Below are 25,951 nucleotides of genomic sequence, written 5' to 3'. Positions count from 1 at the left end.
TCTGAGGTTGTCATTGGCTCAGGCCGATTTACGCTCCGCTCCAATTGCGGGCTCCGACCCGCAATCTCCTGATATTCAGCTGATGTTTGTTAGGAGATCCCGTGTCAAGCACAGGATGACAGACTTTTGACACAAGCCCTTATAAAACATAGCGTCTTTGCAACATTAACCAGTAAATGAAAACAACAACATTTCTTGCAATTGCATTCTCGGCAATTATGCTTTTTTCGGCAAGTAAACCGAATGAATCTTTAGTCCTGGACGGAAAAAGGCTCTATGCCGATGTCGAAAAATATGTCTCATTCGGAGACCATCGCACCGGTACGCCGGCCAATACCTTAACAGCCGATTGGCTGGGCGAGGAATTAAGTAAATACGGTTATACGGTTCAATATCCCGAATTTCCGCTCCGGCAGTATTTTTTTTACAAAGGGGCAATCGTGAGCGATTCTGATAGCGTGAGCGTATTTCCGCAATGGTGGGTAAACGAAAATATCAGTCAATCGGTGGAAGGCCGGTTGGTTGAGCTTGGTCCCTCGTCTGTTCAAACAGATTTGAAGGGGAAGATTGCGTTGATTCATGCTCCCGAAGGAGAAGTCCTGCAAGCGTTTCAATTAATTAATTCTTTGTCGGATAATGGCGCTGTTGCCGTTGTTGTTATTACGGAAAATCCTTCCGGCGATGTGGCGGCTTTCAACTCGCCGGCCAAACCTAATCCGTGGAAAATTCCGGTAGCGCTTGCGGCTTCCAAGTATTCGGAAAAATTAGCCGGTTTTGCATCCAAACAGCGCCCCGTCCGCTTATATATCGCCGGAGAATACAAAGAGGTGAAAGGACGAAACGTATATGGAACAATCGGAACAGGCAAAAAGTATGTAGTTATATCCACTCCCATCAGCGGATGGTTTATTTGTGGCGGCGAACGCGGCCCCGGAATAGCAGTATGGCTGGAACTGGCCCGTTGGGCGGCAAACCTGAAAGCAACAGATTACACCTTTGTTTTTACCGGTAATTCGGGGCACGAAATAGGCGGTATCGGCGCTCATCAGTTTTTAGACCAATTTGCTCCTGCGGTTGACGATACGCATTTGTGGATTCACCTGGGTGCAGGCCTGGCCACTCACGCTTATAAGCAAACCCCAACCGGTTTGGTAAAACAGGCCGAAGTAGATTCTCTGCGCAATTTCTTTTATAGCGACCCAGTCGAAAGTTCGTTTAAAAGCGCCTTTGCAAATGCCAAAGCACAGAAATACAATACAAAAGAACGAAACGCAGGCGAGCTGATTTATGTTGCCAATAAAGGCTATAAGCGGATACTGGGAATTTCCTACATTCATCCCTTTTTTCACACGCCACAGGATAGCGCATCGGCCACCTCGCCCCAATTGCTGGAAGATATAACCCGCAATTATCAACAGTTTATTTCGCAAGAACTGAAAAAATAACAACTTATATAATTAGAAAAATGAAAACGATTAAATCGCTGAAAATCTTAGTCATATTGCTTGCCTTATCGGGCCTGGCAATGTCTTGCTCTACCAAAAAGGAGCTAACAAAAGATGAAGTTGTTTCGCTCGTACGCGAAGCCTATTTATATGCAAGTCCGGTGATTTATACGGATGTTACGCGGGTATTTTCGCCCCGTCCCGATAATTACCTGGGTCATGCCACCAAATTTCCCGATCATACTTTCCGCAATGTGGTAGGGCCGAATAACGATACAAACTACTCCAGCGGATTTCTGGAATTGGTAGATGAGCCCGTTGTGGTTGAAATTCCCGATACAGAGGGGCGTTATTATGTTTTCCCATTGCAGGATGCCTGGACAAACAACTTTGCGCTGCCGGGCAAAAGAACAACCGGTACAGCTGCACAAAAATACCTGATTACCGGCCCAAATTGGGAAGGTGAAATCCCCGAAGGTTTAACCCAAATTAAATCGCCGACCAACTTGGTTTGGATTATCGGACGAACACAGGTGAACAGCAAGGAAGATCAGGAAAAATTTGTAACGCCTTTGCAAAAGAAATATGTATTGAAACCCCTCTCGAAATGGCTCTCGAACGATACAACAGCTGTTACCGGAAAACGCCAATATGGCAATTATTTGCCCGAAAATCACGAAGGTGAAACAGTTGTTTCGGTGATAAAAAATCTATCTATCGAGAATTTCTTCAACTATTTCAACGAGTTAGCGGTTGACAATCCTCCGGCAGCAGCCGATAGCGCCATTGTCGCCCGAATTGCTCAGGTGGGGGTTGGAGCCGGCAAACATTTTTCGTTAGCCGACTTCGATAAAGAAACGCAAGAGGCCTTAACACATTTAACAACAGATATATACAAAGAACTGGATGGCGTTTGGCTGGACAGGGACAAAGGCGTAACAACCGAAACAAAAGCCAAAGTTGGCGATTTTGGAACCGATTATTATACCCGTGCATTGGTTGCGTACAAAGGATTGGGCGCTTTGCCTCCCGAAGAAGCTGTTTATTATCCCTATACTATTGACGAGGATGACGAGGTGTTGGATGGTAGCAAACACAGTTATATCCTTCATTTCGAGAAAGGACAAACTCCTCCGGCACAGGCTTTTTGGTCTTACACTATCTATGGAAAAGACCGCTACCTGACCGCTAACCCGATAAAAAGATATACGCTTGGCGACAGAAGCAAGCTGCTTTATAACAAAGACGGTTCGCTGGACATTTATTTGAGCCACGAAGCGCAACCCAAGGATAAGTTCGACAACTGGTTGCCTATACCGGCTGATACCTTTCACCTCTCGCTCCGCATCTACCTGCCCAGGGAGGACTTCCTGAAAGACCGTTCGCTTTGGCAAGATCCGTCTCCGAAAAAAATAGACTGAAAAATAGCGTAGTTTAAAGTAAATAGAGAGAAAAAATAATGAAAAAGATACTAGTCGCATTGTTGTTGAGCTTGCCGTTTCAGGTGTCTTCGCAAAACCTGTATTTCCCGCCCGTAGCCGGTGGCGAGTGGGAAACAATTTCCCCCAAGTCCTTGAACTGGAACCAAAGCGAGATTGACAGCCTGTACAGTTATTTGGAAGAGGCCAAAACAAAGTCATTTATTTTGCTTAAAGATGGAAAGATAGCGCTTGAAAAGTATTTCGGCACACATACGCAGGAATCTACTTGGTACTGGGCATCAGCCGGAAAATCGCTTACGGCATTTTTGGTAGGAATCGCTCAACAGGAAAAATTCCTGTCGATAAAGGATGCAACTTCTAAATATCTGGGACAAGGTTGGACAAGCCTCAGGCCCGGGCAGGAAGCTAAAATTACCATCTGGAACCAACTGACAATGACCACCGGTTTGGATGATGGCCCTGCAATAGGTTATTGTACCGATGACACCTGCCTGACCTATAAAGCAGACCCGGGAACGCGTTGGGCTTACCACAACGGCCCTTATACCTTGCTCGATAGCGTTATTCAGAAAGCGGCAGGGGCAACATTGACCGGATTTTTACAACAAAAACTGCAAAGCAAAACCGGTATCACAGGTTCATACGTCCTACTGGGATACAACAAAGTATTCTTTAGTACAGCCCGCAGCATGGCCAGATATGGCTTGTTAATCCTCAACAAGGGAAACTGGGATGGCAATCAGATTCTGACAGATATCGGTTACTTCAATCAAATGGTAAATACTTCGCAGCCCTTGAATGAATCTTATGGCTATTTGTGGTGGCTCAATGGTAAAGCAACCCACAGGTATCCTTCAACCCAACGCCTGTTTGAAGGCCCCCTTATCCCCAATGCTCCTGCCGATGTAATAGCAGCTCTGGGCGCTAACGGACAGGTTATCAATGTGGCGCCCGGCAAAAATATCGTTGTGATAAGAATGGGAGAGGCTGACGGGAAAAAAGCAGGAGCCCCGGTTTCATCTTCAATCAGCGACGAAATATGGAAATATATCAATAAATTTTAAGTATAAAATCCTCAATCTAAAATGTATAACGAATTTACTTATAGTGTATGAAAACAACTAATTTGCTGAGAAATTTACTCATACTGTCCTTGTTATCGGGGATAGCGATGCCTGCCGCATCAGGGAATAAGAATAACTTGTCGAAAGAGGAGGTTATTTCGATAGCCCGCGATGCTTATTTGTTTGCCACTCCGCTGATTTACACGGATGTTACCAGGGTTGCCTCGCCTGTTCCCGATAATTACCTGAATCATGCCACCCGCTTTCCCGACCACACTTTCAAGCATGTGGTGGCGCCCAATAACGACACCAATTATTCGTCTGCCTTTTTGCAGTTAGGCGCCGAACCTGTTGTGGTTGAATTGCCCGACACCAAGGGACGTTATTATGTTTTCCCCCTGCAAGATGCCTGGACAAACAACTTTATCCTGCCCGGTAAACGGACATCGGGGACAGGCGAACAAAAGTACCTGATCACCGGCCCTCGCTGGAAGGGTGAAGTTCCTGCGGGATTGACGCAAATTAAATCGCCGACCGATTTGGTTTGGGCTATTGGTCGCGTACAAGTGAACAGCCCCGAAGACCAAGTAAAGAATGTAGTTCCGCTGCAACGCAAGTTTGTATTGAAACCGCTATCGAGGTGGTTGGCAAAAGATACTGCGGTTTATATTGCATCGCCCATACATAAATTATATGGAAACTATTTACCGGCTACTAAAGGTAAATCGGTGGTTGAAACAGTAAAAAATCTGTCTGTCGAAAACTTCTTCAATTACTTCAACGAATTGGTGGTTGACAATCCATCGGCGGCAGCAGATGCAGCCGTCGTAAAAGAGATTGAAAAAATTGGAGTTGGCGCCGGAAAGCGTTTTTCGTTGGCCGATTTTGATAAGGAAACCCAAGAAGCGCTGATTAATTTACCGGCAGATGTCTATAAAGAAATGGAAAATGTTCCGTTTGGAAAAAATCTGTTCGGGAAAAGCACTACCGATCCGGCAGCTAAATTAGGCGATTACAAAACAGATTATAATTCGCGCGCGCTGGTAGCTTACAGAGGTTTGGGCGCCTTGCCTCCTGAAGAAGCCACCTATTTTTCGTACTATACGGATACAAACAAAGAGCAATTGGACGGGAAAAATAATTACCGCATCCACTTGGAAAAAGCTCAGCTTCCTCCGGCACAAGCCTTTTGGTCATACACTATTTATGGCGAAGACCGTTATTTGGTTGACAACCCGATAAGGAGGTATGCCATTGGCGACAGAAACGATTTGAAATACAACGAAGACGGTTCGCTTGATATTTATCTGGCCAACAAGCAACCCGAAGGCGATAAAGTAAACAACTGGTTGCCAATTCCTAACGATAAATTCAATGTAACGCTGCGTATCTATATTCCCGACGTGGAAGCCTTGAACAACAAAGCGGTTTGGAAAAATCCTTCTCCCGAAAAAATTGATTAAAAGATGAAAATGACAAAATATTCTTTGCTGTGCTTGTCGGCAATAGTTGCGGCAACAAACCTGTTCGCTCAATCCGGTAAACCGGCGACGGCTTTCACCAAGTCTGTCAATCAGGCAGAATATGCCCGGCTGAATTTCAGCGATAGTATTGATTATCAGGAGGCAACAAAAGGTTTTATTGCCGGTCTTGAAGATGGACTCCTTCGGAACGATAAGAATGAGCCGATAGCAAATCTCAATGTGTATAACTTCATCAAGGGCACATCGCCGGCTACCGTTAATCCGGCCCTTTGGCGACATGCCGGATGGACCAACATCAAAGGCCTTTTCAAAGTAACGGAAGGCGTTTATCAGGTACGTGGCTTTGATATAACAAATGTTACTTTCGTAAAAACGGCTAAAGGCTACCTCGTGATAGACCCCGTAACCAATCCGAATGCAACAAAAACGGCTTATGACCTGATTAAAAAGCATGTAGGCGATTATCCTATTGTGGCGATTATCAGCACCCATAGTCATGTCGATCATTTTGGCGGCATATCGGGTCTGGTTTCCAGGGAAGATGTTGCCTCTTCAAAAGCGCTGTACATAGCGCCCAAAGGTTTTTATGAGGAGGCGGTTAGCGAGAATGTGTTTCTGGGAACTGCCATGGGACGCAGGGGAGCCTATCAGTTTGCCTTGGGGCTTGCTGCCGATTCAACCGGAATAGTGGACAATGGACTGGGTAAATTTTACCGGGGCAAATACGACCCAAATGTGCTTTGGGAACCCAATACGCTGATTGACCATACCGGACAAAAGCTGAATATTGACGGCGTAGAATTGGTATTCCAATACACGCCCGAAACCGAAGCTCCTGCCGAAATGATGTTTTATTATCCGGCAAAAAAGATATTCTTTTCGGCCGAACTTGGCTCGAGGACATTGCATAATACCTTGCCTCCACGCGGTACAAAGGTGCGTGATGCCAAATCCTGGGCGGCTTATCTTGATGAAGCAATCACCCTCTTTGGCGAGGAGATAGAATATGTTGTTCCGGCGCACACCTGGCCTTTTTTCGGAAAGGAAAGGAGCCTGAATTTCCTGGAAAAGCAACGCGATTTGTACAAATACATCCACGACCAGACCATTCATTTGGCGAATAGGGGATTGAATCAGGAAGAGATAGCAGCCACCATTCAACTGCCTGCTTCGTTGGATAGCGAATGGTTTAACCAAAACTTTTACGGAACGGTAAGCCACAATATGAAAGCAGTTTACCAGTATTACATAGGTTGGTTCGATGGTCATCCGGCCAATTACGACCGCCTGCCACCCAAAGAAGAAGCTATTCGGTACGTTAAATGGTTCGGGGGAGAACAAGCTGCTTTGGAGAAGGCAAAAGCCAGTTACCAGCAAGGCGATTACCGCTGGGTGGTTCAAGCCCTCAAATGGGTGGTTTTTGCCAATTCGGACAACAAGGAGGCAAAAAACCTGCAAGCCGATGCTTTTGAACAACTTGGCTATCAGAGCCGTTCGAGTATCTGGCGCAACATGTACCTGACGGCGGCAGAGGAATTGCGTAACGGCAATGTTACCAAAAATGCACAGGGCGGTTCAGTCCGTTTCATCTATGGTTTGACGACCAACGATATTTTCGATTATTTGTCGATTGCAATTGATGGAACCAAAGCTGCAGGCAAGGAATTTACTATCCGCTTCGATATACAGGACGAGAATAGCAGTTATTATGTCTTTCTGAAAAATGGGGTGTTGCATCACAAATTGTCATCACCCAAGGATAAGCCGCAACTGACAGTAAGTCTGCCTAAAAGTAAATTGCAGGAACTGGTCGTTAATCCGCAGCATGTGAAAAATATTCTTTCGGATGCAGCGGTAAAAACCAGTGGCGATGCTTCGGCGCTGGGATTATTTGCTTCATTAATCACAACATTCAACCTGAACTGGAACATTGTCGTCAAATAAACAGCTTTGTGAAAAGCTGCATAGCCACCGCATTACGACAGATAAGTAATGCAGATAGCTAAATTTTAATATACCACTTTTGAAATAAATAAGGGCGTTTTTCTTGCGAGGAATGCCCTTGTTTTATTTTTGGTATTCGTCTGATTGAAATTACAAATCAGGCTGGACAAATTTTGTTATAATTGCTGTTTTAATTCAGCTGTGGATAGTAGCTTATCAAAATTTGTAGATTTAAGTACATTGTAAAGAACTTTATCTCCAGTCCAAAGATGCGCTTGTAAATAAGAGGGTTAATGCAACAAAAGCAATGTCATCTATGTCTATATCCGAAACCAATTCTTCCGCTTCTTTCCAACAATTCTCAGGGATAATATCTAATGAAACGAAATGTAAATATTTGAATAATTCATATTTCGCAATATCTATTTCATCATCACTTAGTTTGGATGCTTTTTTAAGTTTTTCGTGGTGATTCTTCAATTCAATATGCGTGTAATCACTTGCATAAAACTGGAGTTTCTCCTTTGAGCCGACAATAATGTCCATAATAGCGCTATTAGCCCTACTAAAGCGCTAAAAATGACATTCGTATCCAGTACTATCCTCATTTTATAAAGCGTTCACGATTAGCTGACCACCAACCTTTTTTTGCTTCTTTGGCAATATTATCTACGTCCTCTTGTGTTGCCTGACTTTTTGCTGTAGCCTCCTTGTACGTCATTAAGTCAATAATACGTTGAACATCTTCAAAATTAACAAAAGAAAGAATTCGCATGATTATTTCATTATCTGTTCTTTCAATTATCATGACTTTGTATTTTAGAATTGTAGTACAAATGTACGCCTTTTTTTTAATGGACAATGGTATTCCCACTTTGGTGCAAGTTTGCAACTTGTATCAAAACCTTTACCTGCACGGTATCTTATCAATGCGCCGTTGGTGGCGACCGCCTTCAAATGGGGTATTCAGAAAAACTACCAGCATTTGATAGACTTCTTCTTCCGATACGAAACGTCCGGGTAGTGTCAGTATATTGGCATCGTTGTGTACCCTTGCCAGGCGGGCTATTTTGGCGTTCCAGCATAGCGCGGCGCGGATGCCCTGATGTTTGTTCAGGGTCATATTTATGCCGTTTCCCGACCCGCATACTGCGACACCCGGATAGCATTCTCCTTTTTCTACGGCGATGGCCAGGGGATGTGCATAGTCTGCATAATCGGCGCTTTCGGTCGAATAAGTTCCAAAATCCTTATAACTGATGCCTTTTTCTTCGAGCAGGGAGATGATATAACGTTTTGTTTCGTAACCGGCATGATCGCTGGCTAATCCTATGGGCTTTTCCGATTGAGAGAACAAGGATAATGCTTCTGTTTCCATATCTGTTGATTTAGTGCGAAAGGTTTCTTAATATCTTAATTATCTGATGTTTTACTTTCTTTTATATAACAATTATTGCCTGTTATGGTTCGGGTATTTCAGTTAATTAACAAGCTGCCGACCTGAAAGACGATGAACGAGATAATCCAGGCTAAGCCGGTGGTGTACAGGATGCTGAACAGTCCCCATTTCCACGAGCCCGATTCTTCTTTTATGGCGGCTATGGTGGCCACACACGGAAGATAAATCAGTACAAACAACAGCATACTTATAACCACAAGGGGCGTAAAGCTGGGCGATCCATCGGGCTGTTTGTCGTTCAACAGCCTGACCTGAAGCGATTCGGGATTTTCGGCATCGCCTGTGTATAAAACGCCCAATGTGCTGATTACTATTTCTTTGGCAGCCATACCGGTTACCAGACTGACGCTGATTTTCCAGTCGAATCCCAAAGGTTTCATAACAGGCTCGATAAATTTCCCTATTTTGCCGATATAGGAGTTTTCCTGATGCTGGATAGCTCTGTTGTTTTCTACTTGCTCAATCAGTTCTTCTTTTTCTTCTTCGCCAATCTGTTTTTCGGCGAATTGGTTTTCGACTAGCGCTATTTGGTTGTCGAATTGCTGTTCTCGTTCCTCATTAATGGGGAAATACCCTAGAAACCAGATAATAATGGATGCAACAAGTATCACTCCTCCCATTTTTTTGAGGTACTGCTGCGATTTATCCCACATGTGTATAACGATGGAGCGCAAGGTTGGCATACGATAGGGTGGGAGTTCCATCACAAAGGGAGTATCTTCTTTTTTGAACAGGAATTTCTTGAACAGGCGGGCCGAGATGACAGCCAGAAATATGCCGGTGAAGTATAACCCAAATAACACAAGACTGGCATGTGAACGGAAGAATATACCCACAAACAGCAAGTAAACAGGCAAGCGCGCGCTACACGACATAAACGAGTTGACCAGCATGGTAATCATGCGGCTGTTGCGGCTTTCGATGGTGCGCGTGGCCATTATGGCCGGCACATTGCACCCGAATCCCATGATGAGCGGGATGAACGATTTGCCGTGCAGGCCCATTGAGTGCATCACCTTGTCCATAATAAAAGCAGCCCGCGCCATGTAGCCCGAGTCTTCCATAAACGAAATAAAGGCGTAGAGGATAACGATGTTCGGCAGGAAGACAATAACGCCTCCCACACCGCCCAGGATGCCATCCACAATCAAATCTTTGAGCATTCCTTCCGACATCATGTTCCGAACAAGCCCCGACAGCAGGCCTACGCCCTCCTCAATCCAGGTCATCGGATAATCGCCCAAACGGAATGTACACTCAAACATCACCCACATGAACAGGAAAAACAGCGGGAATCCGATGTATTTATTGGTTACAACGGCATCGAGGATACGTGTCAGTTCCGAATGTTTGAGCTTTTCCTTCAAGGTTTCTTTCAGCGCCCCCGAAATGTAGCCGTAACGGGCATTGGTGATAGCCGATTCGGTGTCTTCCTTCAGCGTTTCTTCTATCTCGCCGATTTCGGTATTGCGCGCCTCAAGAATTTTAGCGCCATTCTCAAGGTTGCGGATATATGTTTCTATATCGGTATCTTTTTCGAGAAGCTTAATCGAAATATAGCGCTGCGGGAAGTCGATGTATTCGGTTTTCGACTTGCCGAGTTCGATGTTCAGTTTGCTGATCGAATTTTCGATGGTGTTGCCGTAATATATTTTTACCCGTTTCACAATGGGGTCTTTGTCCTCAAACACACGGATAACAGCATCAAACAAATCGGGTATTCCTATTCCGGTTTTGCTGATTGTCGGTACAATAGGCACCCCTATCAGTTTCGATAATTCCTTGTATTTGAACTCGCTACCGCTTTCCAGCAGCTCGTCGTACATATTCAGGCAGATAACCATCGGCGCCATCATGTCGATGAGTTCGGTGGTCAGGTAGAGGTTGCGTTCGAGGTTGGAGGCGGCGACAACATTGATGATAACATCGGGCTTTTCGTCCACGATAAACTTCCGCACATACAGCTCTTCGGGCGTATAAGCCGACATGGAGTAGGTACCCGGCAGGTCGATTATGCGGAAAGAATAGCCCTTGTGCTTGAACTTCCCTTCCTTCGAGTCAACGGTTACACCTCCGTAATTTCCCACATGTGCATGAGAGCCCGATGCCATATTGAACAGCGAGGTCTTGCCGGCATTGGGATTTCCGACCAAAGCAACCACTATTTCTTTCTTTCCGTCCTGATTTTTGAGGGAAAGGTGCGACTGTTCGAGATTTTCGGATGCGGCAAACGATTCGTCTCCGCTGTTGGTCTTACCGGCAGGCAAGTCTTCGGGATAAACTACGTCCACCAGTTTCGATTCGCTTCGGCGCAACGAAACCTCGTAGTCCATTATTTTGTATTTGATGGGGTCTTTTAACGGAGCGTTGAGTATGGCTGTAACCGTTTTTCCTTTTATAAATCCCATTTCGAGGATTCTTTTCCTGAAAGCGCCACTTCCGTTGACCTTTACGATAACTCCTTTTTCTCCTGTTTTTAAGTCAGAAAGATTCATGTTGTTTCCTTAATAATTAAGAATTGAAGCGCAAAGATACTTATTTTATAGAATAAACAGCAAAATAACAGTATTCTTATTTATAATAATTATAAATAAGTTGCGAGTGTCTATTGTCTGAACCGCGATTTTTACATGATTAATAAGATTTACACGATTATTATCGTAGGGGCTATCGAATACGCACAACACACAATATTTAAAATACATGCAATGATGAAATATTTGCTCGTCTCAATAGTGCGTGTGTAGAGACGTGGCGCGCCACGTCTCTACTGAGAGGTTGTGCAATGCACGGGGTTTTGTGCCATGCTTGGGGGATTGGCTAAGGCCGATTTACGCTCCGCTCCAATTGCGGGTCGGGACCCGCAAAGAAAGAAAAGTAGTCGCGGCACGCCACGACCCTGCATTATTCCCATTGGCACATTTTCTAATTATTCACATTATTCTAATTATTCCCAGGGCAAACGCATGAAAAAATTTGGAGCCACTGTTACGAATGAGATTCCTCCCTTTGGTCGGAATGAATCGCCTGTTAGTGGTTTAAGGGATGAGGAAGCGGCGGCGAAGCCGCCGCTTCCTCATCCCCTCTCCCAAAAAGGAGACCGTCATTCCGACCAAAGGGAGGAATCTCCTGCTCATATCAGTAACTTTACCGAAAGGCATAAGCCGTAAAATTTTTCATGCGTTCGCCCTGAATTATTCCAATTATTTTATACCCCTTACCGGAAATTTTTATAATTTTGCCAGCTGATTGCAATATGAATCTGTTAAGCAAGTTGTAACTATAAAAATTAGACCCATGATAAAAGGAGATTTCCCCGTAGAGAAATTAAAAAGCATCGAGACACCATTCTATTACTACGACATCGAGCTGCTGAAAAAGACGCTTGACGTTGTTAAGGAACAAACCCTAAAATACGGATACATACAGCATTACGCAGTAAAAGCCAATGCAAACAGACGGATTCTGGAAATTATAGCAGCAGCCGGATTCGGCGCCGATTGCGTTAGCGGAAATGAAGTGAAAGCGGCTGTAAATGCCGGTTTTCCCTCCAGTAAAATTGTGTTTGCCGGAGTAGGGAAGACCGATAAAGAAATAAAACTGGCCCTCGATTACGATATATTCTGCTTCAACGCCGAATCGTTACCCGAGTTGGAGGTTATCAACCGATTGGCCAAGGACAAAGGAAAAACTGCCCGGGTAGCCCTCCGCATCAATCCGAATGTGGATGCGCATACGCACGAGTATATCACAACCGGCCTGAATGAAAACAAATTCGGCTTCAGCATCTCCTCTCTTGCCGATGTGATTGAGGCAATAAAGGGCTTGAGCAACATTGAACTGGTTGGAGTGCACTTCCACATTGGTTCGCAGATTACTGATATAGAGGTATATAAACCCTTGTGCACCCGTGTGAACGAGTTGCAGGTGTTTTTTGAAAAAGAAGGTGTGAACCTGAAAGAAATAAATGTGGGCGGCGGTTTGGGTATTGATTATGACGATCCGAATCAGCATCCCATATCCGGTTTTGCGCAATACTTTGAGTTGTTTCACAAAAATCTGCTACTGAGACCCGGACAAAGGCTGCACTTTGAGTTGGGGCGCGCTATTGTGGCACAATGCGGCAACCTCATATCCAAAGTTACCTACGTGAAACAAGGCGAAAGCAAACAGTTTGTGATATTGGATGCCGGCATGACGGATTTGATTCGTCCGGCCCTGTACCAAGCCTATCACAAGGTAGAGAACATTTCGTCCGATTTGGCCGAAAAAACATACGATGTTGTAGGCCCTATTTGCGAATCGTCCGATACTTTCGTTAAGAATTACCCGCTGAACGAAACCGGTCGCGGCGACTTGGTAGCCTTACGCTCTGCGGGAGCTTATGGCGAAATAATGGCCTCCCAATACAATTGCAGGGAGATTCCAAAAGCCTATTACTCAGATAAATTGTAAAGGCGTGGCGCGCCACGTCTCTACTAATAACTTGGCAGTAAAATAAATGGAACAATTCTTTTTACTTTTTCAATTCGATTATCCCGGAATTATTGCTTTGGCGGTTCTATTTGGATTATTCCTCATACAAATTTTCTTCTACTGCTTCTTCTACAACAAGCCGAGGAAGCGCTATAAAAAATCGACAGAGGGAGAAGCGGAAGTTGCGGGCAACAGGCAACTACCATCGGTATCGGTGATACTGACTGCAACCGACGAGAGCGAGAACCTGGCCGAATGCCTCCCCTTAATCTTAAATCAGGATTACCCCGATTATGAAGTTATTGTGGTCAACAACGGCTTGACCGACGAAACCGATATGCTGCTGAAGGAATTGAAACTGACCTATCCGCACCTCTACGATACTTTTCTGCCAAATCATTCGGGTACAGAATCGTCGAGGAAGCAATTGGCTGAAACTGTTGGCATTAAAGCTGCAAAAAAGGATGTCTTGCTATTCACCGAGGCCGATACCCTGCCTTCGGGCAACAAGTGGATTGCGGCGATGATGAGCGAGATGAAGGAAGATAAGGAGATTGTTGTGGGCTATTGCCATTACAATCAAACGAAAAAGTTTGTCAACCGCATTGCCCGTTTCGACCACCTGCTATTCAGCGTCCAATACATGGCAAGCGCCTTGATAAGAAGACCTTATACCGCCATTTACCGAAATGTGGCATACCGCAAAGAGCTGTTTTTCGACAACAAAGGCTTTTCCATGTTCCTGAACTACAAATATAGCGATGGGATTTTCCTGAATTACATCATGTCGGCAAAAAATACGGCTGTTGCTTTATCGCCGGATAGTTTTGTTACAACCAAGCTCAATACTTTTGCCAAGTGGGAAAGAATCAGGACATACCAGTATAAAATACAGAAGCATTTCAAGAATTTCCGGTTTTCCTCGCACTTGTTTTCGTTGGAAACATTCAGCAGGCTCTTGTTCTACCTCTTTATCCTCGTGCTGACGCCCTGCGCCATCGTACAGGAAGAGTGGGGCGGCCTGATTATACTGGGGCTATTGTTTGTTATCAGAATGATAACAGCCCTGATTATCATCAACAAAGCAGCCAACTACATGCGTGCCGGAAAGTTTTTGTTTTCGTATATCGTAATGGATTTGTTGCAGCCTTTTTATAACGCTCGCTTTAAAAATATAAAAGCCCCCTAAATTTCCGGTACCTCCAAGGCAAACGCATGAAAAAGTCCGAACAGGCTAAGGCTTTCAGCCTTAACTTGGCGTAACAGCCATTTTCATGCGTTTGCCCTACCGGCCTCCAAACCTGCCCCGCAAGGGAGGTTAAAAAAAAGCCTCCCCTACGGGAAGGTTGGAGGGGTTGACAACAAGCTGTTTACAAACGGAATAAGCAGCGCCGTCATCACCCCCATCAGCCCGATAGCCAGACCGCTTAACGCCCCTTCTATCACGCCCATTTCCATAGCTTTGGCTGTTCCTACGGCATGAGAGGAGGCTCCCATCGCCAAGCCTTTTGCCACTTGACTTTCTATTTTCAGCAACTTCAATACATAAGGGCCGACAATACTCCCAAAAATACCACAGAATAAGACAATTACAGCCGTCAGGGAAGATATTCCGCCCGACTGCTTGGAAATACTCATGGCGATAGGCGCCGTTACCGATTTGGGCTCGAGGCTCATCATCAATACCTCGTCAACACCAAAAAGGCGCGCCAATACTATCACGCTTATTATGCCGGTCAAGCTGCCCACAAATATGGAGGTGAGGATCGACACGGTTTTACCTTTCAAAAACCCTCTCTGCTCGTAAAGAACATAGCCCAAGGCCACTACCGAAGGGCCAAGCATGAAACTGACAAACTGGCTGCCCTGTTCAAACTTTTCGTAACTGATGCCCGTCAGTTTGATGTAGGCAATAACAATGACGATGGCAATAACCAGCGGGTGCAGCAAGCCGATTCGCGTTTTCTTAAAAACCCATTGGCCGAAGAGGTAGCAACCGAAGATGAGAAGAAGTATAAATATCTGACTTTCAAATAGTAATTTCATTTTCTCGCCTCCATTTTCTGTTGAAGTAAACCGACTATTGCTATCACAAGAATGGTGCTGACCGAACACACAATGATTATTGACGTCCAAAACTTGCTTAGAATACCGAACGAAGACACCAAACCGGCTCCGGCAGGAATAAAAAATATAGCCATGTTTTTGGTGAATGCATTGGCTACACCGCCCACATTATCGGGTTTGATGAGTTTGAAATGAAGGGATAAAAACAGCATAATCATGCCCAGAATACTACCCGGCACAAAACCCTGTACCAGATAACTTATACTTTCGCCCACAAAGTAGAATAAAAGTATAAAAAAAATGCCTTTTATCATTCTCATATTATTTCAATTAGTTAATTAGCAAATGTGATAATTAGCAAAACAGCTTATGCCTTTCGATAAAGTACCCATAAAAGACTACGCAGGTTACAGATGAGATTCCTCCCTTTGGTCGGAATGACTCGTCTCTTGGGGGTTTAAGGGATGAGGAAGTGGCGGCGAAGCCGCCACTTCCTCATCCTCTCTCAAAAAAAGGAGACCGTCATTTTGAGCGTAGCGAAAAATCTCCTGCTCATCTCAGCAACTTTACCGAAAGTTATAAGCAATTAAATTAATTTGCTAATTAACAAATTAATCCTCAAATACTTCCAAACTCATCGTCTGCCCGTCGAAAACGGCGTATGAAAAAAAGTTGAGCCAATCGCCCAATATAATTACGCGGCAACCGGTCGCTATCATCAAGTCGAGCATAATGTGCCGATGACCAAACACAAAATAATTGATGTTGGGAGCCAGTTTCAGCTGTTTTTTGGCAAACTGCACCAAGTGTTCCTTGTCCTCGCCTCTGTAGCCATCCATTTCGCCTGTCGCGCGGCTGTGATTCGACCATTTATGCGCAAAAGCCACCGTCCAACGCGGATGAATAGTTGCAAACAACCGCCGGCAAAAACTGCTGTGAAACAAGGCCCTGATGACCTTAAACGACTTGGAATCGTCTCCCAGACCATCGCCATGCGCCATAAAAAACTGCTGTCGGCCAAGCGACCGCACCAAAGGCTGGGTGTGAACAATCACTCCACATTCCTTCTCGAGGTAATCGCTGAGCCATATATCGTGGTTTCCGATAAAAAAATGGATTTCGACACCGGCATCCGTCAGCTCCGCAATCTTGCCCAATACGCGCGTAAAACCACGAGGAACCACGTATTTATACTCGAACCAGTAGTCGAAAATATCGCCAAGCAGGTAAATGGCTTCCGCATCGGTCTTCACGCTATCGAACCACCGGCAAAGCTTCCGCTCTATTTCGTGTTCGGGATTGTAATTGCCGTTGTTTTTCCTGCTTGAGGGCAAAGTCAAGACCTCAAGCCCGTTATCTTCAGCTTTCTTTGAATGCGAAGCAGAGCCCAGATGCGCATCGGCCAGGAAATATATTTTTTTGTTCGCCATATTATAAAAAGCCCAAATCCAGCTTCGCTTCGTCGCTCATCATATCCTTGTTCCATTCGGGCTCGAATGTGAGATTCACCACCACATTCCTTATCCCCTGTATCGATTCGAGTTTAAAGCGGACATCGTCCACAATAAAATCAGCCGCAGGGCAATTGGGCGCCGTCAAGGTCATCGTAACGGTAACATCCGCATTATCACTCACATCCACATTGTAGATAAGTCCCAAATCGTATATATTCACAGGAATTTCGGGATCATACACTGTTTTCAGCATCCGTACTATATCCTCTTCTATCTTCAATAAACCGGTCATATTTTCCAGGTGTTTTTACAAAGGGCAAAGTTAGCATAAAATTATCAATTGCACACAAACGGATAAAAATTGGCGGGACTACCGACCTCGCCAATCCGTCCAACCGATTGTTTTCTTATATTTGCAGTTTAAACATAAACAAAAGTTTCATTCGACCGATTTAAAGAACCTGTTCCACCTGTATGTATCTGTTTGAAGGTCTTTGGATTTATAGATAACAAAGGCTTTTCCTACAATATGGTCTTCGGGTAACAAGCCCCAGTAGCGGGAATCTTTGGAATTAAAAATGTAATCGCCTGCCATGAAGTAATAGTTCTGTGGAAACTTAAACACCTCTATGATACTATCTTTTAAGAAAACCGAACCATCCTTTATTTTTATTCGTTTATTTGTTTCGTATTCAATAATATTCCTGTAAAGTCTGACATTTAGTGTATCCAATTTTATAGTTTCCTCTTTTTCAGGAATATAAATTGGCCCAAAGTTCTTAATGTTCCAGCTGTATATCGAATCATGTGGAAAACACTTGTAGATTACGGGCGTAAATTCGCTATCCTCCATCAGGGATAACTTTTCCTGATCTTTGTAGTTGCCTAAAGCGCCAATTAAATTTTTCACTTTATAAATGCCATTTTCGATATAAAACGTATCCCCGGGAATCGCTACACAGCGCTTTACATAATAGACATTCAGATTTTCGATAGTTCTGTTCCATGGAAAGTTAAAAACCAGCACATCATTTCGTTCAATGGAGAATACGCTTGGTCGCCAAATATCCAAGTGTCCTGTTTTTTCCAGGAGGTCGAGATTTTTCAGAATACGGGGGCCGGGCGTCAGCTTGTTGATTAAAATATGATCGCCCGGAATAATAGCTGGCGCCATGGAATCCGATGGTATGGAAAATATGGCTAATACAAAGACACGCAATGCAATAGCTAAAGTAATGGCTCCCACAAAAATAGAGAGCCATTGAATTGTATTTTTTACTGTATGGTTCATCTCACTCCTCATAAACCCCAAACAAGCCCGAGCTTGTAATCGTCTCGGCATCAATGGCCAGTTGGCGGCTACTACTGTTATTGTAGAAGCTAACGCTGGCTTTGCCGTCTTTATTTGCCTTTACATCGGGGTTCCAATACAGGGTGCGGCGGAAATCATCTTCATTTGGCATAATGGTGTATTCGTATTTGGGACTGAAAAACTCTTTGCTGTAGGAATAGCCCTGTAGCAGGCTGTGGCGGATGCCTTTTCGCTCGGCACGGAAACGTCCATCGGGGTATTTCTTTATCATAATGCGCACATAGCCATCCCGTAATATTTGCAGCTTTTTCTCAATCTCGTTTAATTCTTGTGTCCTTTTAAGGTCGTCATCAGGTGCACGAGGACCAGAACTTCCACCTCCTCCTTGTCGTCGAGGTAAAGAGGATGTATTATATAGCATTTCATGTTTCCTGTTATGTAGCCTTTGAATCTCCCAAGAATTGCCTCCTGATCTTTGGTCGGCAAATTCAATCTTTTCCACTTCATATAGCGAGATATTTCTCAACTCGCCGTATGAAATGGGCATGGTATCGCTAGCATACGTGAACTGGGCAGGTTGATTGATATAATAGTAGTAATCAATACCGGATTCGTTGTAAACCGCAAAGTTTTTGTTGGTCTTAATCAAAAATTCGAGCAGGCTACTCCCTACATAATCTCCCTTGTCCATTATTTTATCCACCTCTTTTGTAACATCGTAGGAAATATCCACTTTTGGCGCAGGTATATCCGGTGTTTTGGCGGTTACGGTTACGCTTTGCAGCAGGTGATCGCGTTCACTCATTTGCAGCAGGATTGAGTCAATGGCTATGCTGTCTGCTGCAAACTTTTCGCCAGCGGCGGCCAAGACGGACTGTTTTTCCCTGTTCCTTTCCCTCAACCTTGTCTCATAGCCTTTGTACAACAGCGGAACGGGGCCAAACAGGCGGTTGAGAACGGTTTGATAGTCTTTCTTTTTGTTCTTTTCCTTGGTCTGCAAAACTATGTCCCAGTCGCCCTTAATATCCCGTGTATAAACGCTGAACTGTCCATTTTCATCTGTCAGGGTAGCTTCGTGCAGGATGCCCAGGCTGTCGTTTTGAAGGATAATGGCTATATCCACGCCCTTTTTCTTCTTGTTACGGGTAAACGACTTCACAAAGCCGTCTATCAAAATGCCTTTTTCTGCCGGCTGGTTCAACTGAAAATCGTCCAGTCCGGCCATTCTTTCCCACACGTAGCGCCTCCAGCCCTGTGTTAATACCAGCAAATCCAGGCCGGATTTCCGCTGTTCATCGTCCTTTTCAAAGTAGTAGGCAGGGTTTTCGATATAGCCTTTCAGGTCGGAGGATAACAGCATGTTGGTCAGTATATTATCGGCATAAGATGTTGCCGTAATTGTGCCTGCATCCTTTATTGATAGCGAGAAGCCTGTTTCTACGGGCTGGTTGTCGGGGCCGGTCAGTTCAAAATCCATATCCACCTTTTCCAAAGGGGAATAGATTCTTTTGTTTTGCTTTTTGGTAATGGTTAACTGTTTGTCGTTGCGGTTGATAAAAACCAGCCGTTCCGATAAAACACGCCCCTCCCTGTCGTAGATTGTCAGCTGGTTAACGCCTGTTTCCAATTCTTTTAAAGGGAATTTGGCGATAGCCCGGTTGGCAGTTGCCATGTTTAACTCGGCAAAGGCGTTTACCCGTCCCCGGCACGAGGCGGTTATGCCAATCGTTTCGGGAAATGTATTGTTGTTCCTGTACACGGCGACTTGCAATACCTCGCTGTTGCTGTTGTCCACCTGCATTACATAGCCTGCCGGATTGCTTTTGGGCAGTTTTTCGCTGTGTTTTTTGTTATTGTATTCTATTTCGGCAGTATAATTATCTTCTGTGGGGGTCAGGTAAAAATAGCCCATCCCCTGATGCGTACTTTGAAAATCGGCAACAAGCTCTTTCTTAGAATTGTAAACCTTTCCTTTCACCTCAACACTCATCCCGTTTTCGTCTGTTGCCTTAAAGGCGACCTTCGATTCAATGCCCCTTACCAGATTGCCGCCCTCGGGGAAGAAATTAACATTTATTTTATTTGATTTATCCCTGTTAACTCGTCTATTGGGAACGGAAAGCCGTAGTGCGGTCATTTTCTTTTTGCTGTAATCGCCTTCCTTTTCGGGCTGGTCGTAAACGGGGAACACCCTTGAAAATACACATTCTTCATCAAAGTTCAGCATGTAGCGCGTGTAAGCCCGCACCTGATAAAAGCCTGCATGTAACTTGTTTCCGGCCAGGAGAAATTCGCCATGGCACTGTCCGTTTTCCACCAGCAGCTTGCGGCTGTCGGCTACATTTCCCTCGGGGTCAAGCAGTTCGACATACAATGTGCGGCTGACATCGGTGGCTATGTTTGCATCGGCCACATTCACGTAGCATTTAAACCAGATGTTTTCGCCCATAAAGTAGCTGCTGTTATCGAAGTGCAGGTAAACCTTTTCCTGCGGGTAGTAATCGGTGAAGGCATTGATATTTTCTACAAAAGAGTACAGCTTTTGGCGAGCCGAATCTTGCTGGGCTGATGCAGGCAGGCTGCAAAATAGCAGAGTGAGGATGAAAGTTAGCTGTTTCATAGTTGTTAAGTTTTTAAATTAGAAATCATCGTATTTATTTGAAATCGTAAATAAACAAGATCGGATTATCATCCTCTTTTATCTTCGATGCTAATTCAAGAAATGCCTGATTTTTTGTTTTTTCGTTATTTGTTTTCTTGTAAATATTTTCGATATGTTTTATTTTATCCGATTGATAAACGCTAATGACTTTATCCTCACTATTTCCTACTGAATAAAAAGAATTAGAAGATGCTTGATATTTAGAATTAGACAGAGCCGCATATCCATTGATCGTTTTCAATTTTTTATCCAACAGAAAGACGCCTATATTTGTATTAAACATGATATAATTCTTACTATTGACTATACTTGTTATGGAACATACATACTTATGATTATAGCATTCGTCTCTAAATTCATCACTCGAAAGATCTCTGTTCAATAATCCTTCCGGTAATGAATGGTCTTTAAAATCAATGGTGTATTTTTTATAGACTTCTCCATCTCGTATCTCGTATATGTTGTTGTCGAATTGGCGGGTATAGTAAATACCTGTAGTTTTGGTCAACGTATTTCCTTTGGAGAAAAAAACATTGTCCTGCTTAGTGTGGATGGCTTCTAACAAATTTTTATCTGTCTGAAAATTTTTATCCATTAAAACCAAATTCCCGTTAGATTCAAGAGGTGAACTTTCGCAATAAATGTGATCTCTGTCTGCCATTATCTGGTAATAAAATTTATCTGTTTTTGTTTCTTTGATAAAATCTCCATTGTAGCTGAAAAACATTGCTTTATAGGGCCGATCACATAGAAGTATGATTTGTTTGTTCTCTTTATCTACACAAAAATCAATAACTTGAATATATTCTTTCGGCCCTTGCCCTACACGATGTATCTGTGTCAGGTATTTGCCCGATGATTCGAATACTACTACTTTTTTTAACGACTTGTCGAAAATAAAAATTGTATCACCGTCCATACAAATCCTTGTAATATCTCTCAGTAATGACTTTTCATTTGTTTCCAACGGGATTACATTACAAGTTCTAAAACAAAGGGTATCCGCTAATGTATGTTTATTAAACTCATTGAGAACGACTATTTCGGAATCATCAATTATTCCGTAGTTCTCACCTACTTTCACATTTTCACACTGACTGAAAATTACACTAGTAATTATTACCAACAAGTATATTATATTTTTCATATGCTGTTTGTTTAGATAGTTAAAATATGAGAAGTTGTTAATAATCAACTTCTCATATTTGATTCAAATATTCATTTATGAGAACAATCCTCTGTGGATTGCTGCTGATCTCCACACTGTATATCTGTAAAACAGTCAACTTGGCCTATACCGTAGCAGTTTATTTCCGTTATAGGAATTGTATATACTACATCAAAAAAATAACCATAGCATTCAATATACAATATGTCGTTATAAGTACATACCACTTTTACTTCATGTTTATTAAAACCCGGAAATTCACCTTGTGCTAATGCATCCAGGTTCGCTAGCAAAATATCATTTATACCTTTTTGTTGTGTACTCAAACTTATATTAAATGATGCAACTATGGCAACTGTCAGGGCAATAATGCCACCGAAAATGTATTTTCCTCTCATTTTTTTTACAAATTAAATTATTTTTAATTATGAGTACAATCAATCGATGATGTTGACGAATTTCCATAATATGTATCTGGAAAACAATCAAGATTTCCCATTCCACTACATTCTACAGTCGTTGCAGGGGCTGATTCTACCGTATCGTAATTACTAAAACAAAGAATCTCAGATTTATAATAACTATATTCACATCTTTCTCTATATTTAAATAACGACTCCGCGTCCCCATAAGGATCCCCTGGAAATTCATCCTGTGCCAGCGCTTCCAAATTCGCCAATAAAATGTCGCTTGTCCCTTTATTTTGCACACCCAGATTAAAATTCAGCGTAGCAACAATTGCCACAACCAAGATAGCCAAGCTACCTGTTATTTTCTTCTTATTTTTCATTTTGTTTTAAATTTAAATTTTAATACTCTGATATTGGACTGATTCTATCATTTCAACAGTCTCGAAATCGCGTAGATTTCATCATTTATTTATACCTTTGCTGTCGGTTTCCTCCTTTCTTTTTTAGGGTGGAAATTGGGGCGGGGTGCATTGTCTTATCTTTTGCTGAGTTGGACAATATTCCGCCCTTTTTTTCCTTGTGTTATTCACTCAGTTAGTTTATTTCCGCCCATTATCTTCTTCTTATACAAATCCCATACCTTATGATTTAATGTAGGATTTCCTATTGACAGTACCTTGTTGTCCTTGTCCAGCAAAAAGCACTGGTATCTTTCATCTGTGGGGAAACGATTCAGCCGGTCAATCCGGTTTGTTTTATCAATATATACCGGATAATAAAAATCATCACGCATCAGCAAATAGTAAAACTCCCTGTCGGCATTTTTAGATTGAAAAAAGAACAGGAAATTGACTTTATCCGGCATTATCGAGTCGGTTTCTGCTATCAGCCTGTTCCAGTCAAATAATTTCGACTTGCAGGGTGTGCACCCGGTAGAATCCACATACAGCAATACTTTAAAGGGTCTTGAATTGAACTCGGGACAAATACTGTCCCCGCCGACTGAAAAGCATGTAGCATTTTCAGGAAACAGGATTGTTTTACCCATCCACTTGTTCAATAACTCTTCCGCCTCCGTTTTCTTCGGATCGGTTTTGCATGATATAATCAGCGTACATGCCAGTAATAGAAGCAGATATCTAATCTTCATGGGACTTATTTTTCAGGGTTGTTATTAGCCAAGTATTATATTTCTCCAAAAGTAACAAAAAATAGTTTGGATTTGCAACAATTTCGTGTGATATTTTTCAGAAAAAGTTGTTTTAACTCCTTTTCCCGTTACCACCACACCTGTTCTCCGTCTTCATAAGTAAAAATGCGCTCTTCCTTGCCTTTTGTATGGTTGCGTAAAAGCAATAAGGTGTTTTCGGGGACATTGTCATATACAAGTTGATGAGTTTTGTCTCCGGTTTTTCTGCCCAAAGAACGCCATTGCATATCCCAAAACAATAATTCGTAATTTTCATTTTCCTGAATGAAGTTATCATCATTCCATGGCAAGAACATAATTTCGGCCAGCTGCTCCTTTTTTTCAAAGGCCAGCCCCACCCAACAACCTGTATGCTTGGGCGCATCGAAAAACGTTAATACATCCCCATCAAAGGCAGCATTCCTGTCGCATCCCCTCCGGTTATTCAAACTGCCTTCGGTGCCGGTAACTGTTCCATGCAGCTTCTCACCATTCCCGTCATAAACACCTATCTCGGCCATACTGATATAGCCTTTTGGCGCTGAAATATACCTGAAGTACTTGCAACTTACAGGTTTATCCAATTTCACGTAATGAGGTAACATTTCGCAGTTTATCTCTATTTTGTGAAGCAGAATCGAATCGCTGAAATCCGGTCTGTTCGCTCCCTGAAATATCCCGCCGAGTAGCCTCTTTGCCGTATCTGCTCTCCGTTTTTCGGTAAGAGGATATTTTCTTTTCAACGTAGCAGAGGTAACAGAACTGGTATTTGGCAGCAATGGCTTTACTTCTCCCGTCTCATCCACAATAAAGGCATTGGATGCCGGAATAAAAGCGCCTTTGTGGTAGTACATGACCATATAAGCACAGGCCTTACCCATTTCACGGAAACGGGCTTTGTTGTCCGCTATTTTTCCCCAATGCACCGGAACCCATTCCCTGTTATCAAAAACCATAATATACGCTATCTTTTTCGGTGATGGAGGAGAGGCCGTCAATTCAATATTGATGTCAACCGTTTCGAGGTAGAGGGAGGTTACATCCTTAATGTGTGGATTCTTGAAGGAGGGTGGAATTTCCTCGTCCATATCCTGCATAATCAGCGCATCATCTTGAATACTGTAGGTCTTCCTGTATATTTTAGCGAATCTGTCGTTTGTTTTTCTTAGCCTCAGATGACTGCCAAAAGCAACCCTGTCATCAATCTGAAAAGTATTCAACACCGTATCTTTATCGTTTATTAACAAATTCCAGTCATGGCCTTTACTCCGGTTCCCCCAGTGTGGGGTATAATCCCATGCAATAGGAATACCTAAGGTTTTCATCGCATAGGTACCCTTAGCTGTAAGTTCCTTACATGTAGCAACATTCAGATTGAGGAAGGTAGTAGGGTATAAATCCAGCATAAATTGAAATTCCTGCTTTCCCGGCTGTATAAATGTTGAGTCTTTCATGTAATCAAGCAAATATTGCCCCTTCACGATGGTAGCAGTTGTGTCATTCATCCTTTTTAACGAATCGATTGCCACAGATAAATAACTTTTATAAGCCGGAATCCAATCTTCCAACGGTTCATTTAATATACGGTATGGAAGAACATATTCACAAAAATCCGAAAATAAAACGTCTTTATTCCAAGGGTATTCCCTTGTTTCAAAAGCTTTGTCGATATGTGAAATCAGGTAGGTTGCTGTGATTGTTTTTATATCCGCTTTAATGGATACATTAGTAACACTTTTTAGAAATTTACACCCGTTTAAAGCATCTATCTGGGGAAACGGATTTAACTTATTTTTTTCTAAATGCGATATGGAATCTATTTTGTTATAATATTTTACAGCATCTTCCCCATCATAAGAATAATGATAGGGCATGTTTTCTATTAAAAATATGGCAGCCCTTAATTTAAGAGAATCTTCCGGACTTTTACTGTAATGATCTAAAACTTTTTCCAGTTCATTCCGATTATCACCGGCCAATTCCAGCGCTACATTTAAGCGGGAGGTTTCTGAACAGGCAGAGATTAAGAACAGGACAAAGACTATCAGATAATATTTTTTCATGGCTGAATAATTAATGATTTTTCAAAGATAATAAAATAAACAGTATAGAAGGAACGGTAAGCAATTAAAATTTCATATATTTAACATTATGTGATTAAACATTTAACTAAATATATTTGGAAATTACCCCCCCCCATATTTAGCTTTGCAGAGCAATAAACAGTAGTTTTTAACCATTTAATATAAGAAACTGTTTAAATTTATTATAATTATTTGATTTTCAGTTGATTAATTGGATATTATTTTGTATCTTTATGATTATCAACCAAATAATTATAAAGGATGAGCAAAACCAATTATCCAACTAACCTA

24 protein-coding genes are annotated in these 25,951 nt (G+C 42.8%); 9 read left to right on the top strand and 15 right to left on the bottom strand.

The window, feature by feature from the left end:
- The first annotated feature begins 176 nt into the window (after positions 1-176).
- The 5 genes from ACYPWY_RS12295 to ACYPWY_RS12275 are packed head-to-tail and all read left to right on the top strand — an operon-like array spanning position 177 to position 7,379.
- Entirely contained in the window at positions 177-1,445 is a 1,269-nt protein-coding gene (locus ACYPWY_RS12295; protein WP_459685826.1) for a M28 family metallopeptidase, read from the top strand.
- A 20-nt stretch (positions 1,446-1,465) separates the two neighbouring features.
- A complete protein-coding gene (locus ACYPWY_RS12290) occupies positions 1,466-2,866 on the top strand; it encodes a DUF1254 domain-containing protein (RefSeq protein WP_459685825.1) in 1,401 nt (466 codons plus the stop codon).
- 38 nt (positions 2,867-2,904) lie between these two features.
- Positions 2,905-3,951, top strand: coding sequence for a serine hydrolase domain-containing protein (locus tag ACYPWY_RS12285; protein WP_459685824.1), 1,047 nt, complete (start codon positions 2,905-2,907; stop codon positions 3,949-3,951).
- A 47-nt stretch (positions 3,952-3,998) separates the two neighbouring features.
- The gene (locus ACYPWY_RS12280; RefSeq protein WP_459685823.1) at positions 3,999-5,414 is read left to right on the top strand and encodes a DUF1254 domain-containing protein; all 1,416 of its coding nucleotides are present in this window, start codon (positions 3,999-4,001) and stop codon (positions 5,412-5,414) included.
- A gap of 9 nt (positions 5,415-5,423) precedes the next feature.
- Entirely contained in the window at positions 5,424-7,379 is a 1,956-nt protein-coding gene (locus ACYPWY_RS12275) for an alkyl/aryl-sulfatase (protein WP_459685822.1), read from the top strand.
- Positions 7,380-7,631: 252 nt separating this feature from the next.
- Here the strand turns inward: ACYPWY_RS12275 and ACYPWY_RS12270 are convergent, their stop codons facing one another.
- The 4 genes from ACYPWY_RS12270 to feoB form a co-directional block, all read right to left on the bottom strand.
- Positions 7,632-7,925: a PIN domain-containing protein gene (locus ACYPWY_RS12270; RefSeq protein WP_459685821.1), complete on the bottom strand. Its 294-nt coding sequence runs from the start codon at positions 7,923-7,925 to the stop codon at positions 7,632-7,634.
- 58 nt (positions 7,926-7,983) lie between these two features.
- Positions 7,984-8,187 carry a hypothetical protein gene (locus ACYPWY_RS12265; RefSeq protein WP_459685820.1) on the bottom strand — a complete coding sequence of 68 codons (204 nt, stop codon included), beginning with the start codon at positions 8,185-8,187 and terminating at the stop codon, positions 7,984-7,986.
- Positions 8,188-8,286: 99 nt separating this feature from the next.
- Complete coding sequence (gene rpiB, locus ACYPWY_RS12260) at positions 8,287-8,757, bottom strand: ribose 5-phosphate isomerase B (RefSeq protein WP_459685819.1); 471 nt, start codon at positions 8,755-8,757, stop codon at positions 8,287-8,289.
- Positions 8,758-8,855: 98 nt separating this feature from the next.
- Complete coding sequence (gene feoB / locus ACYPWY_RS12255; RefSeq protein ID WP_459685818.1) at positions 8,856-11,333, bottom strand: ferrous iron transport protein B; 2,478 nt, start codon at positions 11,331-11,333, stop codon at positions 8,856-8,858.
- Between the two features lie 471 nt (positions 11,334-11,804).
- Here feoB and ACYPWY_RS12250 point away from each other — a divergent pair, with 471 nt between their 5' ends.
- From ACYPWY_RS12250 to ACYPWY_RS12240, 3 genes are all read left to right on the top strand, one after another.
- Positions 11,805-12,008, top strand: coding sequence for a hypothetical protein (locus ACYPWY_RS12250; RefSeq protein WP_459685817.1), 204 nt, complete (start codon positions 11,805-11,807; stop codon positions 12,006-12,008).
- 127 nt (positions 12,009-12,135) lie between these two features.
- Positions 12,136-13,293: a diaminopimelate decarboxylase gene (gene lysA, locus ACYPWY_RS12245; RefSeq protein ID WP_459685816.1), complete on the top strand. Its 1,158-nt coding sequence runs from the start codon at positions 12,136-12,138 to the stop codon at positions 13,291-13,293.
- Positions 13,294-13,339: 46 nt separating this feature from the next.
- A complete protein-coding gene (locus tag ACYPWY_RS12240) occupies positions 13,340-14,503 on the top strand; it encodes a glycosyltransferase (RefSeq protein WP_459685815.1) in 1,164 nt (387 codons plus the stop codon).
- Between the two features lie 146 nt (positions 14,504-14,649).
- Here the strand turns inward: ACYPWY_RS12240 and ACYPWY_RS12235 are convergent, their stop codons facing one another.
- The gene (locus ACYPWY_RS12235) at positions 14,650-15,360 is read right to left on the bottom strand and encodes an LrgB family protein (protein WP_459685814.1); all 711 of its coding nucleotides are present in this window, start codon (positions 15,358-15,360) and stop codon (positions 14,650-14,652) included.
- A complete protein-coding gene (locus tag ACYPWY_RS12230; protein WP_459685813.1) occupies positions 15,357-15,695 on the bottom strand; it encodes a CidA/LrgA family protein in 339 nt (112 codons plus the stop codon). Before ACYPWY_RS12230 ends, ACYPWY_RS12235 begins: the two co-directional genes overlap by 4 nt.
- A gap of 158 nt (positions 15,696-15,853) precedes the next feature.
- Between ACYPWY_RS12230 and ACYPWY_RS12225 the strand changes: the two genes are divergently transcribed.
- Positions 15,854-15,976 (top strand): hypothetical protein, encoded by a 123-nt coding sequence (locus ACYPWY_RS12225; RefSeq protein ID WP_459685812.1) that lies wholly within the window; start codon positions 15,854-15,856, stop codon positions 15,974-15,976.
- Positions 15,977-15,992: 16 nt separating this feature from the next.
- Here the strand turns inward: ACYPWY_RS12225 and ACYPWY_RS12220 are convergent, their stop codons facing one another.
- The 9 genes from ACYPWY_RS12220 to ACYPWY_RS12180 all read right to left on the bottom strand — a co-directional run bounded on the left by ACYPWY_RS12220 (position 15,993) and on the right by ACYPWY_RS12180 (position 25,639).
- The gene (locus tag ACYPWY_RS12220; protein WP_459685811.1) at positions 15,993-16,811 is read right to left on the bottom strand and encodes a UDP-2,3-diacylglucosamine diphosphatase; all 819 of its coding nucleotides are present in this window, start codon (positions 16,809-16,811) and stop codon (positions 15,993-15,995) included.
- Position 16,812: 1 nt separating this feature from the next.
- Positions 16,813-17,127, bottom strand: a complete 315-nt coding sequence (locus ACYPWY_RS12215; RefSeq protein WP_459685810.1) for a metal-sulfur cluster assembly factor — start codon at positions 17,125-17,127, stop codon at positions 16,813-16,815.
- Between the two features lie 147 nt (positions 17,128-17,274).
- Positions 17,275-18,126, bottom strand: coding sequence for a signal peptidase I (gene lepB, locus ACYPWY_RS12210; RefSeq protein ID WP_459685809.1), 852 nt, complete (start codon positions 18,124-18,126; stop codon positions 17,275-17,277).
- A gap of 1 nt (position 18,127) precedes the next feature.
- On the bottom strand, positions 18,128-20,767 hold the full coding sequence (locus tag ACYPWY_RS12205) for a hypothetical protein (RefSeq protein WP_459685808.1): 2,640 nt from the start codon (positions 20,765-20,767) through the stop codon (positions 18,128-18,130).
- Positions 20,768-20,801: 34 nt separating this feature from the next.
- Positions 20,802-21,956, bottom strand: coding sequence for a 6-bladed beta-propeller (locus tag ACYPWY_RS12200; RefSeq protein WP_459685807.1), 1,155 nt, complete (start codon positions 21,954-21,956; stop codon positions 20,802-20,804).
- A gap of 71 nt (positions 21,957-22,027) precedes the next feature.
- A complete protein-coding gene (locus ACYPWY_RS12195; RefSeq protein ID WP_459685806.1) occupies positions 22,028-22,375 on the bottom strand; it encodes an NVEALA domain-containing protein in 348 nt (115 codons plus the stop codon).
- Between the two features lie 23 nt (positions 22,376-22,398).
- Positions 22,399-22,767 (bottom strand): NVEALA domain-containing protein, encoded by a 369-nt coding sequence (locus ACYPWY_RS12190; protein WP_459685805.1) that lies wholly within the window; start codon positions 22,765-22,767, stop codon positions 22,399-22,401.
- Between the two features lie 206 nt (positions 22,768-22,973).
- A complete protein-coding gene (locus tag ACYPWY_RS12185) occupies positions 22,974-23,537 on the bottom strand; it encodes a hypothetical protein (RefSeq protein WP_459685804.1) in 564 nt (187 codons plus the stop codon).
- A 128-nt stretch (positions 23,538-23,665) separates the two neighbouring features.
- Positions 23,666-25,639, bottom strand: a complete 1,974-nt coding sequence (locus ACYPWY_RS12180; RefSeq protein WP_459685803.1) for a hypothetical protein — start codon at positions 25,637-25,639, stop codon at positions 23,666-23,668.
- Positions 25,640-25,951 lie beyond the last annotated feature (312 nt).

It is taken from the genome of Viscerimonas tarda (genome assembly GCF_054601255.1).
The sequence above is the reverse complement of the archived record's forward strand: the minus strand, read 5'-3'. Positions and strand labels throughout refer to the sequence as shown.